Source organism: Pseudomonas sp. Root562, assembly GCF_001427125.1.
Classification (GTDB): domain Bacteria; phylum Pseudomonadota; class Gammaproteobacteria; order Pseudomonadales; family Pseudomonadaceae; genus Aquipseudomonas.
Genome location: NZ_LMGK01000003.1, coordinates 141,568 through 156,745, shown reverse-complemented (window position 1 = coordinate 156,745; position 15,178 = coordinate 141,568). Strand labels below are relative to the sequence as shown.

General features: G+C 61.4%; 11 protein-coding genes. 4 read left to right on the top strand and 7 right to left on the bottom strand.

All coding sequences use genetic code 11. From position 1 onward, the window contains the following. Positions 1–4: 4 nt before the first annotated feature. Together ASD60_RS04565 and ASD60_RS04560 are read left to right on the top strand one after the other, a co-directional pair. On the top strand, positions 5–1,420 hold the full coding sequence (locus tag ASD60_RS04565; RefSeq protein ID WP_056852851.1) for a Y-family DNA polymerase: 1,416 nt from the start codon (positions 5–7) through the stop codon (positions 1,418–1,420). Next, the gene (locus ASD60_RS04560) at positions 1,396–4,494 is read left to right on the top strand and encodes an error-prone DNA polymerase (RefSeq protein ID WP_162250569.1); all 3,099 of its coding nucleotides are present in this window, start codon (positions 1,396–1,398) and stop codon (positions 4,492–4,494) included. The genes ASD60_RS04565 and ASD60_RS04560 overlap by 25 nt, the downstream gene beginning before the upstream one ends. A gap of 146 nt (positions 4,495–4,640) precedes the next feature. Here the strand turns inward: ASD60_RS04560 and ASD60_RS04555 are convergent, their stop codons facing one another. From ASD60_RS04555 to ASD60_RS04525, 7 genes are all read right to left on the bottom strand, one after another. Then, complete coding sequence (locus ASD60_RS04555) at positions 4,641–5,303, bottom strand: flavin reductase family protein (protein WP_056852849.1); 663 nt, start codon at positions 5,301–5,303, stop codon at positions 4,641–4,643. Between the two features lie 12 nt (positions 5,304–5,315). Then, on the bottom strand, positions 5,316–6,776 hold the full coding sequence (locus tag ASD60_RS04550; RefSeq protein WP_056852848.1) for an amidohydrolase family protein: 1,461 nt from the start codon (positions 6,774–6,776) through the stop codon (positions 5,316–5,318). Further along, positions 6,773–7,969 (bottom strand): amidohydrolase family protein, encoded by a 1,197-nt coding sequence (locus ASD60_RS04545; RefSeq protein WP_056852847.1) that lies wholly within the window; start codon positions 7,967–7,969, stop codon positions 6,773–6,775. The genes ASD60_RS04550 and ASD60_RS04545 overlap by 4 nt, the downstream gene beginning before the upstream one ends. Positions 7,970–8,125: 156 nt before the next feature. Beyond that, positions 8,126–9,184 (bottom strand): extracellular solute-binding protein, encoded by a 1,059-nt coding sequence (locus ASD60_RS04540; protein ID WP_056852846.1) that lies wholly within the window; start codon positions 9,182–9,184, stop codon positions 8,126–8,128. A 17-nt stretch (positions 9,185–9,201) separates the two neighbouring features. Then, positions 9,202–9,990: an ABC transporter permease gene (locus tag ASD60_RS04535; protein WP_056852845.1), complete on the bottom strand. Its 789-nt coding sequence runs from the start codon at positions 9,988–9,990 to the stop codon at positions 9,202–9,204. Further along, entirely contained in the window at positions 9,987–10,904 is a 918-nt protein-coding gene (locus tag ASD60_RS04530; protein WP_056852844.1) for an ABC transporter permease, read from the bottom strand. The genes ASD60_RS04535 and ASD60_RS04530 overlap by 4 nt, the downstream gene beginning before the upstream one ends. Before the next feature lies 1 nt (position 10,905). Next, entirely contained in the window at positions 10,906–11,991 is a 1,086-nt protein-coding gene (locus ASD60_RS04525) for an ABC transporter ATP-binding protein (protein ID WP_056852843.1), read from the bottom strand. Positions 11,992–12,132: 141 nt separating this feature from the next. Here ASD60_RS04525 and ASD60_RS04520 point away from each other — a divergent pair, with 141 nt between their 5' ends. Both ASD60_RS04520 and ASD60_RS04515 read left to right on the top strand, forming a co-directional pair. Beyond that, entirely contained in the window at positions 12,133–12,822 is a 690-nt protein-coding gene (locus ASD60_RS04520) for a GntR family transcriptional regulator (protein WP_007987445.1), read from the top strand. 238 nt (positions 12,823–13,060) lie between these two features. Next, on the top strand, positions 13,061–15,172 hold the full coding sequence (locus ASD60_RS04515; RefSeq protein WP_082557529.1) for a PAS domain-containing hybrid sensor histidine kinase/response regulator: 2,112 nt from the start codon (positions 13,061–13,063) through the stop codon (positions 15,170–15,172). Positions 15,173–15,178: the final 6 nt, after the last annotated feature.

Sequence of the window (15,178 nt, the reverse complement as noted above, 5' to 3'; positions counted from 1 at the left end):
TGCCATGCGCTGGGTGTGTATCCTTTTCCCGCAATTGGCGCTGGACGCAGTACTGCGTCAGCGCACCGATCCCGATGAACCGCTGGCGCTGCTGACCGGTCCGGCTCAGCGCCGGATGCTGCAAGCGGTCAACGGCCCGGCACGCGCCCTCGGCCTGCGCCCCGGCCAGTCCATGAGCGCCGCCCAGGCCCTGAGCAAGGGCTTTGCCACGGCCGAATACGACGTCGCCGACATCGAGCACTGGCAGCAGTTTCTGGCGGCCTGGGCCTATCGGTTCAGCTCCCAGGTCAGCGTCCATTATCCGCGGGCCCTGGTGTTTGAAATCGAATCCAGCCTGGGCCTGTTCGGCGACTGGCCGCAATTCGAGGCGCGCCTGCGCAACGAGCTTGGCGAACTGGGCTTTCGTCACCGCATTGTCGCTGCGCCCAACCCGGTGGCGGCACGAATGCTGGCCAATGCCTATGACGGTCTGGTGGTGGCCAATGATCAAGCCTTGCAGTATCACCTCGGACAAATGCCCATCGACCGCATCGGCCTTGAGGCCAGCGTCGCCACGGCGTTGTCGCGCATGGGGCTGCGCACCCTGAGTCAGGTGCAGGCCTTGCCCCGGCACAGCCTGGCCCGGCGTTTCGAAGCCCAGGTGCTCAGGCATCTCGACACTTTGTTCGGATTGCGGCGGCTGGCCCTGGCGTTCTACTTGCCACCGGATCGCTTCGACGTGCGCATCGAACTCAACTTCGATGTGCAATCCCATCAGGCCTTGCTGTTTCCGCTGCGTCGATTGACCGGTGACCTGTCGGCGTTTCTCTGTGGTCGCGACAGCGGCGTGCAGCGTTTCGACCTGCACCTGGAACACGCCGGATTGCCGGACACGGTGATCAAGGTCGGCCTGCTCAGCGCGGAGCGCGACCCGGCGATGCTTTTCGAATTGGCCCGGGGCCGGCTGGAGCAGGTTCAGGTCGAGGCCCCGGTGCGCGGTTTTCGCCTGTGCGCCGAAGACTTGCCGGCCTTCGTGCCCCAGTTTCAAGAACTGTTCGACGACCGTCCGCAGCAATCCTTGCCCTGGGAGCAACTGCGCGAACGCCTGCGTGCGCGGTTGGGGGATGAGGCGGTGCATGGTTTGCGCTTTCAGGCCGATCACCGCCCCGAGTGTGCGTGGCAGGCCCGTGCCGACAGCCAGCCCTGCGCAGGATTCCCGATCGTGCAGCGTCCGGGCTGGCTGCTGACCGAACCGCTGACGGTGCACGAAGGCTCGACCCGTATCCTCATGGGGCCGGAACGTATCGAGTCCGGCTGGTGGGACGGTGATGATGTGCGCCGCGATTACTACCTGATCGAAACCCGCGCCGGTCAGCAGGGCTGGGCCTACCGTGTGGTGGGCGAGAATGGCCCGTTGTGGCTGCAAGGCTGGTTCGCATGAGTGCCGGGTATGCCGAACTGCACTGCCTGTCGAACTTCAGTTTCCAGCGCGGTGCCTCGAGTGCCCTTGAACTGTTTCAACGGGCGAAAAAGCAGGGCTATCAAGCCTTGGCGATCACCGACGAATGCACGCTGGCCGGGATCGTTCGCGCTTGGCAAGCGGCGAAATCCGTTGAGTTGCCGTTGATTATCGGCAGCGAAATCCGCATCGAAAACGGCCCGAAACTGGTGTTGCTGGTGGAGAACCTTGAGGGCTATCAGACGCTGTGCCGTTTGATCACCCGCGCCCGACGCCGTACGCAGAAAGGCCAGTACCGGATATTGCGCGAGGATTTCAGCGAACCATTGCCCGGGCTGTTGGTGCTGTGGGTGCCTGACACGGTGAATGACGTGGAGCAGGGCCGCTGGCTGCAACAGGTCTTTGCAGAACGGCTGTGGCTGGCGGTGCAGTTGCATCGGTGCCAGGACGATGTCCGCCGTCTCAACGACCTGCTGGCCCTGGCCCGGGAACTGCGGATTCCAGCGGTGGCCTGTGGCGATGTGCACATGCATGCACGCGGGCGCCGGGCCTTGCAGGACACCATGACCGCGATCCGCCATCACCTGCCGGTGGCCGATGCCGGGTTGCGCCTGCATCCCAATGGTGAACGGCATCTGCGCAGCCTCGAGGTTCTGTCCAGTCTGTATCCGCCAGCCTTGCTCGACGAAACGCTGGCCATAGCCCGGCGCTGCTCGTTCGACCTCGGCCAGTTGCGTTATCAATATCCTCGGGAGCTGGTGCCGGCAGGGCATTCGGCCGCGTCGTGGCTACGTGACCTCACAGAAAAGGGCGTTGCGTGGCGTTGGCCAAAAGGCCCGAAAATCGAAGTGCTGAAGCAGATCGACAAAGAATTGGAGCTGATTGCCGAGCTGGGCTACGAAAGTTATTTCCTGACCGTCCACGACATCGTGCGCTTCGCCCGTGAACAGCAGATTCTTTGCCAAGGGCGCGGCTCTGCCGCTAACTCGGCGGTGTGTTTTGCCTTGGGCATCACCGAAATCGATCCGGATCGCACCACGTTGTTGTTCGAACGCTTTATTTCCAAGGAGCGCAACGAGCCCCCGGACATCGATGTCGACTTCGAGCATGAGCGGCGCGAGGAAGTCTTGCAGTACGTGTTCCAGCGTTATGGCCGGGCCCGTGCTGCGCTGACGGCGGTGGTCAGCACCTACCACGCGGCGGGCGCGGTGCGCGACGTCGCCAAGGCGCTGGGTTTGCCAGCGGACCAGATCAACGCCCTGGCCGACTGCTGCGGTCACTGGAGCGATCAAACCCCACCCGTGGAACGCTTGCTCGAGAGCGGTTTCGATCCCGAGAGCCCGATACTGCGGCGGGTGCTGAGCCTGACGGGACAACTGATCGGCTTCCCCCGGCATCTGTCCCAGCATCCCGGCGGCTTCGTGATTTCCGAGCAGCCGCTGGACAGTCTGGTCCCGGTGGAAAATGCGGCCATGGCCGAGCGCACCATCATCCAGTGGGACAAGGACGACCTCGACGCGGTGGGGTTGCTCAAGGTCGACATTCTCGCGCTGGGCATGCTCAGCGCGATTCGTCGCTGTTTCGATCTGGTGCGTCGACACCGAAACCTCGACTTGAGCCTGGCGACGATTCCGCCCGAAGACGCGGCCACCTACGAAATGATCGGTCGCGCCGATACGGTCGGCGTGTTTCAGATCGAGTCCAGGGCGCAGATGTCGATGCTGCCGAGGCTGCGGCCGAAGACGTTTTACGATTTGGTGATCGAGGTGGCAATCGTGCGGCCCGGGCCGATCCAGGGCGGCATGGTGCACCCGTACCTGCGACGGCGAAACAAGGAAGAACCGGAGGTTTATCCGTCGCCGGAACTGGAAGTCGTGCTCAAGCGCACCCTTGGCGTACCGCTGTTCCAGGAACAAGTGATGCAGATCGCCATTGTCGCCGCCGACTACAGTCCCGGCGAGGCCGACCAGTTGCGCCGTTCCATGGCTGCCTGGAAACGTCATGGCGGGCTTGAACCGCACAAGGAACGGCTGGCGGCCGGTATGAAAAAGAACGGCTACAGCGCTGAATTCGCCGCGCAGATTTTCGAGCAGATCAAAGGCTTCGGCAGTTACGGTTTTCCCGAGTCCCATGCCGCCAGTTTTGCGTTGTTGACCTATGCCAGTTGCTGGCTGAAATGCCACGAACCGGCGGCATTCGCCTGTGCGCTGATCAACAGTTGGCCCATGGGTTTCTACAGCCCGGACCAGATTCTGCAGGACGCGCGTCGCCATCACTTGCAGATTCGTCCGGTGGACGTGCGGGCCAGCGACTGGGATTGCAGCCTGGAACCGGTCACCGGCGCACAACCGGCGATTCGCATGGGCCTGCGGATGATCAAGGGCTTTCGCGAGGACGATGCCCGGCGTATTGAAGCGGCCCGTTGTACAGGCGCGTTTGCCGACATTGCCGACCTCGGCGAACGGGCACGACTCGATGCCCGCGCCCGCGAGCAACTGGCCGATGCCGGAGCATTGCGCGGGCTGGCCGGTGATCGCCATCGGGCGCGCTGGGAGGTCGCGGGTGTGCAAAGGCAGCTCGGTTTGTTTGCCGGGCTGCCGAGCCAGGAGGAGGGCGCCATCGTGCTGCCCAAACCCACGGTCGGCGAAGACCTGCGGGCCGATTACAACAGCCTCGGCACCACCCTCGGTCCGCATCCGCTGGCGTTGCTGCGCGCTGAGTTGAAAGCCCGGCGCTGCCGCAGTTCGAAGGAGCTGCTGGAGGTCGACCACGGTCGCCCGGTCAGCGTCGCCGGGCTGGTGACCGGCCGACAACGCCCGGGCACCGCCAGCGGTGTGACCTTCGTCACCCTGGAAGACGAGTTTGGCAACGTCAATGTGGTGGTCTGGCGCGACCTGGCCGACCGCCAGCGAAAGGTGTTGGTCGGCTCGCAGTTGCTCAAGGTCGATGGCCGCTGGGAGCGCGAAGGCGAAGTACGACACCTGATTGCCGGGCGCTTGAGTGACCTGAGCTCCTTGCTGGACGGCATCAGCGTGCGCAGCCGGGATTTCCACTAACCCATGGTGAACTGACTTTTGTGGCGAGGGAGCTTGCTCCCGCTGTGCCGCGAAGCGGACCCAGAATCATCGCGCGCAATGATTCAACGACCGCTGCGCAGCCGGGCGGGAGCAAGCTCCCTCGCCACAGCGGGTTTTGAAGATTTTTATTTAGCCAGCGGCCAAAACCGCTCACCACCCCCCGGTGCATCGGTCCAGGCCTGCAACGACCGTGTCGGCAAGTCGAAGTAATCCCGCGTACGGGCATAACCATGGCCGCCCATGCGGCCAATCGCATCGAGCCCCAGTTGATCGATGTACAGGGTTTTCGGGTCGATCAGCTCGTCCCGCACATGGGCCATCAGCACTTCACCAAAGATGATTTCCCGGGATTGGCCGATGGACAGCGCCATCATCCGTCGACATTCCAGTGCTACCGGGGCTTCACCGATCCGCGGGCATTTGACCGTGGTGCCGGGGATGGCGGTGAGGCCGGCCGCGGTCAGTTCGTCGAAGCCGGGAGCGAAAGGCACGGCACAAACGTTCATGGCCTCCACCAGCGCATCGCTGACGATGTTCACGGTGAACTCCTGGTTGAGCTGGATGTTGCGCGTGGTGTCCTTGGGGCTTTGATCGCCATAGTTTTCCACGCCCAGGGCGAGGATCGGCGGGTCGGCGGAAAGCGCATTGAAAAAGCTGAACGGCGCGGCATTGACTCGGCCTTCGCCATCGACCGTGGTGACCAGCGCAATAGGGCGCGGCACCACACTGCCGATCAGAATCTTGTATTTGTCCCGTGGGCTCAGTTGGCTGAAGTCAAAGCTTTGCATAGTCAGAAGTCTCTAGAGGAGAGGGTCAATGGCGCACAGTGGCGCCTGTGCGCTGTAGTCGTCGGCGTACGGGATGGCCGGTTGGAACAGACCTTTCCAGTCCGGTTGGCCGAAGGCGCGATCGCTGTGGCTGCGCATCAGTTGTTCGAATTGTCGTTGGGCCTGGCGTTGCAGGGCGGGGTAGTCGACGCCTTGGACCTGACCTTCGTGCATCACGCAGCGGCCATCGATGTAACTGGCAATGCAGTCGTCACCGCGCCCGGCCAGAACCAGGTTTTTCAGCGGATCGAATAACGGCCCCAGGTGCATTCCGCGCAGATTGAACACCGTGATGTCGGCCTTGCAGCCCGGCGCGAGGCGACCGATATCGTCGCGGCCCAGTGCCTTGGCGCCGCCCAGGGTCGCCGCGTTGTACAGGTCCAGCGCGCGGGTCAGTTGATTGCCGCCCTCCATCAGGCGCGCAATGTTCAAGCCTTGACGCATGTTGTCCAGCAAGTCCGCCGGCCAGGTATCGGTGCCCAACGCGAAGTTGATGCCTTTGGCCCGATAGCGGCCGAACGAATTCAGCGCCTCGCCATCCCGGGCAAACACCACCGGGCAATGCACCAGGCTGGCGCCGCCGTCCACCACTCGCTGCAGGTCTGCATCGCCGCGGGTATAGATGCCGTGGGGCAACAGGCTGCGTGGGGTCAGCAAGTCCAGTTGCTGCAACCAGCCCAGTGGCGACGTGCCGCGCAGTTGCTCAACCATGGCCACTTCGCCGAGGCCCTGACAGCAATGCAAGCGCATCGGCGCGTTCAGCTCCCGACTCAGCGCGGCGGTGCGTTGCAACAGGGTGGGCGTGCAGGTCTGGATGCGATCAGGCAGTAGCGCACCGCGAATCAGGCCGCCGTTCGCGCCGTCGAAGTCCGCGAAAAAGCGCTCGGCCGCATCGAGTCCGGCCATGCCCCGGGGTTCATCCCAGTGATGCGCCAGGGTGCCGTCGGCCTGCCAGTAACTCATCCCGCTCATGTAGCAAGGACCGAGGTAAGTGCGCAGGCCCAACTCGGCCGCCACACCGGCCACGGCCGCGAACTCGTCGTAGGTTTCCGCCCATTCGCGGTAGTACATCGAGGTGATCGGCATGGCGGTGGTGATGCCGTTGCGGATCAGTTGCGTAAAGGCGTAGCGATACTTGGACACTTCTTCTTCAAGGCTGTAACTCTCCCGCGGGCCGCGCGCCAGATATTCCGCGGACCACATGCGACCCATGTCGCGTTCTTCGCCGTTGTCCAGCGTCAACACCGTGGAATCGAGATCACCAAGGGCGTCCAGATCAATGAAGCCGGGGCCGATCAGTGCGTTGCCGTAGTCGATCCATTGATCCACCGGAATGCGTGACCCGTTGAAGACCACTTCGCCGTCGCGCCACAGCACATGCTGCACACCGTCGAAGCCGACCACGCAACCGGCTCGCAAACCGATGCGTTTCACAGTCGGCTTTCCAGCAAGCGACCAGCCGATGCGATCAACCGACCTGCGCGATAGACCTGACGCAGCGGCCGGGAAACCACCGCCTCACCCAGTGTTTGTACCGGCATCAGCAGGAAGTCCGCGGGCTGGCCGATCTCCAGGCGATTCGCTTCGCGACCCAAAGCCTGGGCGCCATTCAACGTCGCGGCCTCAAACGCCGCTGCCAACTCTTCGTCCTTGTTCAAATCGAAACGGAACGCCAGCAACATGGCGCGCTCGAGCATGTCGCCATTACCCATGGGCGACCAGGCATCACGGATGCCGTCAGACCCCAGGCACACATTCACCCCGGTTTCGCGCAAGGCAAGGAACGGCGGCACGGCGCAGTCGGCAGGCGCCGAACTCATCAGTGAAATGTGCAAGGCAGCCAAGCGTTCGGCCAATGGTTTGACCTGACTCCACGGCAGCATGCCGAGGCAATAGGCGTGGCTGATCATCACTCGACCCTGGCGGTTGAAACGCTCGGTGTAGTCAGCGATCAGTGCAATCTGCCACAGGCCCAATTCGCCCTTGTCGTGCAGGTGAATGTCCACGCCGCGGTCAAAATCGCTGGCCAGCTTGAACACGAAATCCAGTTGCGCGACGGGATCATTGTCAATGCCACACGGGTCGAGCCCGCCGACGTTTTCCACGCCGAGGGCCATGGCTTCGCGCATCAGTTCGGCCGTACCGGGGCGGCTGATCAGCCCGGTTTGCGGGAATACCACCAGTTGCAGGTCGATCAGGTCACGGTATTTTTCGCGCAATTGCTGCATGGCCTCGACGTGACGCAAACCGAACTCCGGGTCGATGTCGACGTGGCAGCGCATCGTCAGCGAGCCACGGGCGATGCAGTTTTCCAGCAGCGCGCCGGCCCGTTGCGCGATGGGTGTCGTGACCTCGCGCAGAATGCGCCGTTCGTTGGCGATGTAGTCCTTGAGTGTCGGACCGGCGCTGTTTGGACGCCAGGGTTGGCCCCAAAGGGTTTTGTCCAGGTGCACATGGCTTTCCACCAGTGCCGGGGTCAGGAGTTGGTTCTGGCCATCGATGTCGGTCGCCAGCAGTTCGCTGGAGGAGGCCGGGCGGCGTTGGCTGAACCGACCGTTTTCGATCAGCAGGTCCAAGGCGGTCGAACCGTAGGGCCGCACGTTGCGCAGCCAGCGAGGTTGGGTCATTGCGTACCTCAAAATTTTTGGTGTTTGCGCGGGCCTCATCGCTGGCAAACCAGCTCCCACAGTGATTTGCATTGATCACAAAACGTGTGAACACCTTCAAACCCTGTGGGAGCTGGTTTCCCAGCGATGGCCGCGACTCGGTTTCAAACCGGGCGATCAGCCCTTGAGCTTGGCCCAGATCCGGTCCTGCAGTTCCCGCGCCTTGTTGCTGCATTCCTTCTCGGGACGCAGGCGCGAGGCGAATTCGTCGGGCATGTTGATGGCGTCCATGACCCGCCATTTGGCGTCGATCAACTTGTCGCTCTGAATGCCGTTGGCGTAGGCGATGGCGTTGGACACGGCGGCGGCGTTTTCCGGCTTCATCATCCAGTCGATGAAGATTTTCGCGTTGCCGGGATGCGGTGCGCTTTTCGGCACGGCGAAGTTGTCCTGGAACATCGCCAGGCCTTCCTTCGGATAGACGTACTTGATCGTGCTCTTCTGCAAGGTGGCCCGGGCGGTGGAGCCGTTCCAGTTTTGCATCATGATCACTTCACCGGAGGCCATGCGGTCGACGGTGTTGTCCGAGCTGTACATTTTCAGGAAGGGTTTCTGCTTTTGCAGCAGTTCGAGGATGCGTTTGGCGTCCTGCGGGTTTTCGCTGCACTCGTCGACGTTCAGGTAGTGGCTGGCGGCGTTGATCACGCTGCTGGAGGTGTCGAGGGCGGCGAGTTGGCCTTGCAGTTCCTTGCGCGGTTCGAAGAACTCTTTCCACGAGTCGTCGAGTTTGCCGCCAGGCACCCGGGCGCTGTCATAGGAAAACCCGGTGGTGCCCCACAGGTAAGGCGCGGAGAACTTGCGGCCAGGGTCGAAGCTCGGATCACGGAACGCCGGTTTGACGTACTGGAAGTTGGGCAGGGTCGAGGCGTCGATTTCCAGCAGCAAGTCCTGGTTGATCAGGGTGCGCATGATCGATTGCGACGGCACGATCACGTCATAGGCCGCGCCACCGGCCTGCAATTTCGCCAGCAGGGTTTCGTTGCTGTCGTAGCCGTCCATGGTGACTTTGATGCCGGTTTCCTTTTCGAACTTGGCCAGCAGCTCGACCGGGTAGTAATCGGTCCAGTTGTAGAAGAACAGCTCTTTGGGCTCGGCGGCCTGGACGCTGAACGACGTGAGGCAACTCAGGGCCAGACCGGCAACGGCGAAACGCATGCTTTTGACTTTCTTGCTCATATCAGAAGGCTCCAGGCTCATTGTTGTTTGCCGCGCTGTCCCAGCCAGAAAGCCAGAACCACCAGCACGATGGAAATCACCAGCATCAGGGTCGAGATCGCATTGATCTCCGGCGTTACCCCGGACTTGATTGCCGAGAAGATGTACACCGGCAGCGTCGTCGAACCCGGTCCTGCGACGAAGAACGTCATGATGAAATCGTCGAGGCTGACTACGAACGCCAGCACCGCTCCGGACAACACCGCCGGCCATAACAGCGGCAGCGTCACTCGGCGAAACACCTGCCACGGGTTGGCGTAGAGGTCGTTGGCCGCTTCCAGCAAACTCTTGTCCAGGTCATTCAGGCGTGCGCGGATCGGCAAATAGGCAAAGGGAATGCAGAAGCCGATGTGCGCGACGATCACCGTCAGCAAACCGAGCTTGATCCCCAGGGCCATGAACAGCAGCAGCGTGGCGACCGCGGTGACGATCTCCGGCAGGATCAACGGCAGGTTGATCCCACCCTCGACCATTTTCTGTCCGTAGAACGGCCGGTAAGTCGCCAGTGCCGCGAGCAGTGCAATCGCGGTGGCGCAGACCGTGGCGATGCTGGCGACGATGATCGAGTTCAGCGCCGCCGTCTGGATCGACGGGTTGGCCAGGATGCGCCCGTACCAGGCGAAGGAAAATTCGGTCCAGACCGTGGCCGAGCGATTGGCGTTGAAGCTGTAGGCGATCAACACGAAAATCGGCAGGTACAGGTAGGCCAGGATCAACAGGCTGACTTCGCGGGTCAGTGGCAGTTTTTTCAGGTGCAAGGCAATCATGCGGTAGCTCCCCGACGAAGGGTTTTGGCGGCGCTGCGGCTATACAAGGCGTACAGCACCAGCGACAGCAGCAGAATTCCCAGCAACAGGAACGACAGCGAACTGCCCAGCGGCCAATTGCGCGCGGTGCCGAATTGCTGCTGGATCAGGTTGCCGATCATCAAGGTCTTGCCACCGCCGAGAATCGCCGGGGTGATAAATGCGCCCAGGCTCGGCACGAACACCAGCAGGGAGCCGGCTATCACGCCCGGCATCGACAGTGGCAGGATGATCCGCCGCAACGCGTGCCAGCGATTGGCGCCAAGGTCGTAAGCGGCTTCCACCAGGCGCCAGTCGAGTTTTTCCAGAGTCGAGTAGATCGGCAGAATCATGAACGGCAGGAAGCTGTAGACCAGCCCGACGCTGACCGCGAAGTCGTTGTAGAGCAGGGTGATGCCACCGGCCTGGGGCAACAGCGCGTTGAGGCCTTGGGCGACCCAGCCGTGTTCGCGCAGGATGATCAGCCAGGCGTAGTTGCGGATCAGCAGGTTGGTCCAGAACGGGATGGTGATCAGCAACACCATCAGGTTGCGTCGGCGCGGGGTCAGGCTCGACATCCACAACGCCACCGGAAAGCCGAACAGGAAACACAGGATGGTGGTGCCACCGGCCTGGAACACCGAACGGATCAGCGCCTGGGCATAGACCCAGTTCAGCTCCAGTTCGCCATCGAAACCCTCCTGGAAAAACAGCTGCACGTAACTTTGCAATTGCCAGTCGGCCTGCCAGTCAACGCCACCGTAGACGTTGCGCGGCAACAGGCTGATGTAACCCATGATGCCCAGCGGGATGGCGATCAGCGCCAGCAGGGTCAGGACCACCGGGCTGAGCAATAGCGCACGGTTGAGGGCGGGAGAAGTACTGCTGACGCTCATCTCAGGCCTCCATCAACAGGCAGGCGTGGGGCGGCAGGTTGACCGCGACGCGATCGCCGACCACTCGGCCATGGTTCAGGCCTTCGTTGTTCTCGCGCAGCATGACTTTGATGTCATTGTTCAGGCGGCACTGATAGAGGGTTGCCGTGCCGACATACAACACGGCCTCGATCACGCCGCGCAGGTGATGCGGTTGCGCCGGATCGACCAGTTGCGAGCGCTCGGGGCGAAACGCCAGTTGCACCCTGGAGCCGTCGAAGCCTTGGGCCGGGCAGGGGATCTCAACCGGCATGCCGTTGGGCACGAAGAGTTTTTCATTTTGCTGGCCACGCTTGAGGTGGCCGGGAAGGAAGTTGATGTCACCGATGAATTGCGCGACGAACTGGTGCTGCGGACGCTCGTAGATGTCATTCGGTGTGCCGATCTGCAAGATCTTCCCGGCCGACATCACCGCAATGCGATCGGACAGGGTCAGTGCTTCTTCCTGATCGTGGGTGACGAAAATGAAGGTGATCCCGGCTTCTTTTTGCACGCGCTTGAGTTCGACCTGCATTTCCTTGCGCAGCTTTAGATCCAGCGCCGACAGCGGTTCATCCAGCAACAGCACTTTGGGTTTTGGCGCCAGAGCGCGAGCCAGAGCCACCCGTTGCTGCTGGCCGCCGGACAGTTCGGCCGGTTTGCGTTTGGCCAGGTGCTGCATTTGCACCAGCGCCAGCATCTCATCGACGCGTTGCGGGATCAGTTTGCGATCAAGGCCCTGCATCTCCAGGCCGAAGGCGATATTCTGCGCAACACTCATGTGTGGAAACAGCGCGTAGCTCTGGAATACCGTGTTGACCCGACGCTTGAACGGCGGCAGGTCATTCACCGGTTCGCCGGCCAGGCGGATCTCGCCGTCGCTGACGTGCTCGAAACCGGCAATGGTGCGCAGCAAGGTGGTTTTGCCGCAGCCAGAAGGGCCAAGCAGGGTAAAGAATTCGTTGTCGGCGATATCGACCGAGACGTTGTCCAGGGCTGGAGCCAGCCCGGGATCGTCGGAATAGCGCTTGGAAACGTTTCGCACTTCAATTGCAACTGGATGACCCATAATGGTGCATTCCTCTAATTATTGTATGCAAAATCTGGATGCAATTTAGAAATACCCGGATTAACCTGCCGGTGCAAGCCCCTTTTTCAATGGCTGATTATTTCGCCAGGGCTGTTTGCACAGGGCGCCAGGAGTTGATGAATGACTGAAAAGAAACTGGAAACCACGGTCGACCGCGTCTACCAAGGGGTTTACGAAGCGATCAGCAAGCGTTCGTTGCGTCCGGGAATGAAACTCGGCGAGGCTTCCTTGGCCGAGCTTTTTAATGTCAGCCGTACGTCAGTCCGAGCCGCGCTCAAGCAATTGGAGGCTGACGGATTGGTCACCACCGAACCCAATAAAGGTGCATCGGTGTCGCTGCCCAGTGACGAAGAGATCCGTTCGCTGTTCGAGACCCGGCGCTTGATCGAAATCGGCATCGTCAGTGAACTGTGTCGGCGGCGCGATACAGCGGTGACACAGGACCTGCGCGATCACTTGTTGCTGGAAGATGAAGCGCACCAGAGCGGCGATCACGAACGGCTGATTCATCTGCTCGGCGAGTTCCACATCAAACTGGCTCGCAGCCTGAACAACCCGGTGCTGCTCGATTGGTTCCAGAAGCTGATATCCCGCGCTTCTCTGTACGCCGCAGCGCTGGACGACGACAGTCATGAAGCCTGCCGCGACGATGAACATCTGCGACTGATCGAATACATCGAAGCCGGCAACCAGAGCGCCGCTATCGAACTGACCTGCATGCATTTGAATGGCATCGAGAAAGCGATCCTCGACGTGGCCGCGACCTTGAAGAGCAGCTACAACCCGCTCAAGCATTTAATAGAGGTTTGAATTCAACGCAGATCGATGCAGGAGCGAGCCTGCTCGCGATGGACGTCAACGATAACGTTCCCTGACTGATTGATCGCAGTGTCTTGAGATTTTTCGCCAGCAGGCTGGCTCCTACAGGGATTGAGGCGTTTGCGGGCCGGAGGTTGGCCCGTGAGAATCAGCTATACCTCTATGAAACGAATGGCGCGCACGATGCTCGAAACAATCGGGTGCAGTAACCGGGGCGTAGAGTCAGCCTATGCAATTTCTAGAAGATAGCCATGGGTGTTCTGGCTGGAACGGCGAAATGGCCGAGCGCATTCGTACGTTCGACTGGAGCGGGACCGAGTTGGGCGCGATCGAAAACTGGTCCAAAAGCCTGAGCGGCACGGTGCAGTTGATGCTTGCTTCGCCGTTGCCGATGGTGATGCTCTGGGGCCGGCCAGGCTACATGATCTACAACGACGCCTATTCGCAGTTTGCCGGCGGGCGTCATCCGTATCTGTTGGGGTCACCGGTTGAGCTGGGCTGGCCGGAAGTTGCCGAATTCAATCGGCACGTGGTCGATACCTGCCTGGCGGGCGGCACCTTGTCCTATCGCAACAAGGAACTGGTATTGCTGCGCGACGGTGTGCCGGAAGACGTCTGGCTGGATCTCTATTACAGCCCGGTCGCCAACGATGACGGTTACCCCGGCGGGGTCATGGCCATGGTGGTGGAAACCACCGAGTTGGTGATTTCCGAGCGTCTGCGCCAAGCCGCGGAAAATGCCTATCGCGCCGACAACGAACGGGTACGTCTGGCACTCAATGCCGGAGCCTTGCTCGGCTCATTTGTCTGGGACATCAAGTCCAACGTGTTGAGTGGCGATGATCGCTTTGCCCGCACCTTTTCCTATCCTGCCGGGCAGAGCCTGGACAACCTGCCGCAGGAAATTGCCGAAGCGCGCATCCATCCCGACGATCTCGCCTGGGTTCAGGAACAAGTCAAACAATCGATGCAGACCGGCTCGCCTTTCAACGCCGAATACCGGGTGTTGCGTCCTGACGGCAGTTTCCTGTGGGTGTTGGCCAGCGGTTGTTGCGAGTTCGATGAACAGGATCAGCCCTTGCGTTTTCCCGGTGTGCTGATCGACATTCACGAACGCAAGATCGCCGAAGAATCCTTGCTCAAGTTCACCCGGGATCTGGAGCAGCGCGTGGCCTATGAAGTCGAAGCGCGGCTGGTGGCGGAGGAGCAGTTGCGCCAGTCGCAGAAGCTCGAAGCCATTGGCGGTCTCACCGGTGGCGTGGCCCACGACTTCAATAACCTGTTGCAGGTGATCGCCGGCAACCTGCATTTACTGGCGCGCCACGAACCGGACAACGTCAACGTGCAACGTCGGGTCAATTCCTCGCTTGCCGCTGTCGAGCGCGGTGCAAAATTGTCTTCGCAGCTGTTGGCCTTCGCCCGTCGTCAACCGCTTTCCCCGGCGATTTGTACGCCGCAGCAGATTTTTGACGGCCTCGGCGAATTGTTGCAGCGTGCGTTGGGCGAAACCATCCTGGTGCATATGACCGCGCCCGCTGAGCCCTGGCGGGTTTTTGTCGACCGCAATCAGTTGGAAAACGCCATTCTCAACCTGGTGATCAATGCCCGCGACGCAATGAAAGGCGAGGGGACGATCGAGTTGAGCGCCGACAACATTCGCCTGGACCATGAGTTCTGTACCGGCAAAGGCATCGTGCCCGGTGACTATGTACAAGTCAGCGTGGCCGACACCGGGGGCGGCATGGCGCCGCAGGTGCTCGCCCAGGCATTTGAACCGTTTTTCACCACCAAGCCCGATGGACAGGGAACGGGGTTGGGGCTGAGCATGGTGTTCGGTTTCGTCAAGCAGAGTGGCGGCCACATCGAGATGTCCAGCGTCGTCGGCCAGGGCACGCGGGTGGCCCTTTATTTTCCGCGCAGCCTGCGTCCGATGGACGGCGAAAGCAGCACGCCGGACGTGCAGCAGCGTGGCGGACACGAGCGGGTGCTGGTGGTGGAGGACAACGACGCGGTGCGTGCTTCGTCGGTGGAGTTGCTGCGAGAGGAGGGCTATGAGGTGCTGACCGCCGCGAACGCCGATGTCGCCATGCAAATGCTGTTGGAAGGGGTATCGGTTGACCTGATTTTCACTGATGTGGTCATGCCTGGCCTGATCAAGAGCTCGGACCTGGCCGCCTGGGCCAAGGTGCAAAATCCTCCGGTGGCCGTGCTGTTCACCTCGGGGCATACCCGTGACATCATCTCGCGTAATCACCAGCTCAGCCCCGATACCCATCTGCTGAGCAAACCCTACAGCCCGGATGCGTTGACCCGGATGATTCGCATGGTCCTCAACGGCTGACACTCC

What these genes read in the sequence shown, in the direction of transcription:
- ASD60_RS04565 (WP_056852851.1), top strand. Translation starts at nt 5, where the DNA reads ATGCGCTGGGTGTGTATCCTTTTCCCGCAATTGGCGCTGGACGCAGTA.
- ASD60_RS04555 (WP_056852849.1), bottom strand. Translation starts at nt 5,303, where the DNA reads ATGCAAAGCTTTGACTTCAGCCAACTGAGCCCACGGGACAAATACAAG.
- ASD60_RS04545 (WP_056852847.1), bottom strand. Translation starts at nt 7,969, where the DNA reads ATGACCCAACCTCGCTGGCTGCGCAACGTGCGGCCCTACGGTTCGACC.
- ASD60_RS04540 (WP_056852846.1), bottom strand. Translation starts at nt 9,184, where the DNA reads ATGAGCAAGAAAGTCAAAAGCATGCGTTTCGCCGTTGCCGGTCTGGCC.
- ASD60_RS04535 (WP_056852845.1), bottom strand. Translation starts at nt 9,990, where the DNA reads ATGATTGCCTTGCACCTGAAAAAACTGCCACTGACCCGCGAAGTCAGC.
- ASD60_RS04530 (WP_056852844.1), bottom strand. Translation starts at nt 10,904, where the DNA reads ATGAGCGTCAGCAGTACTTCTCCCGCCCTCAACCGTGCGCTATTGCTC.
- ASD60_RS04525 (WP_056852843.1), bottom strand. Translation starts at nt 11,991, where the DNA reads ATGGGTCATCCAGTTGCAATTGAAGTGCGAAACGTTTCCAAGCGCTAT.
- ASD60_RS04520 (WP_007987445.1), top strand. Translation starts at nt 12,133, where the DNA reads ATGACTGAAAAGAAACTGGAAACCACGGTCGACCGCGTCTACCAAGGG.
- ASD60_RS04515 (WP_082557529.1), top strand. Translation starts at nt 13,061, where the DNA reads ATGCAATTTCTAGAAGATAGCCATGGGTGTTCTGGCTGGAACGGCGAA.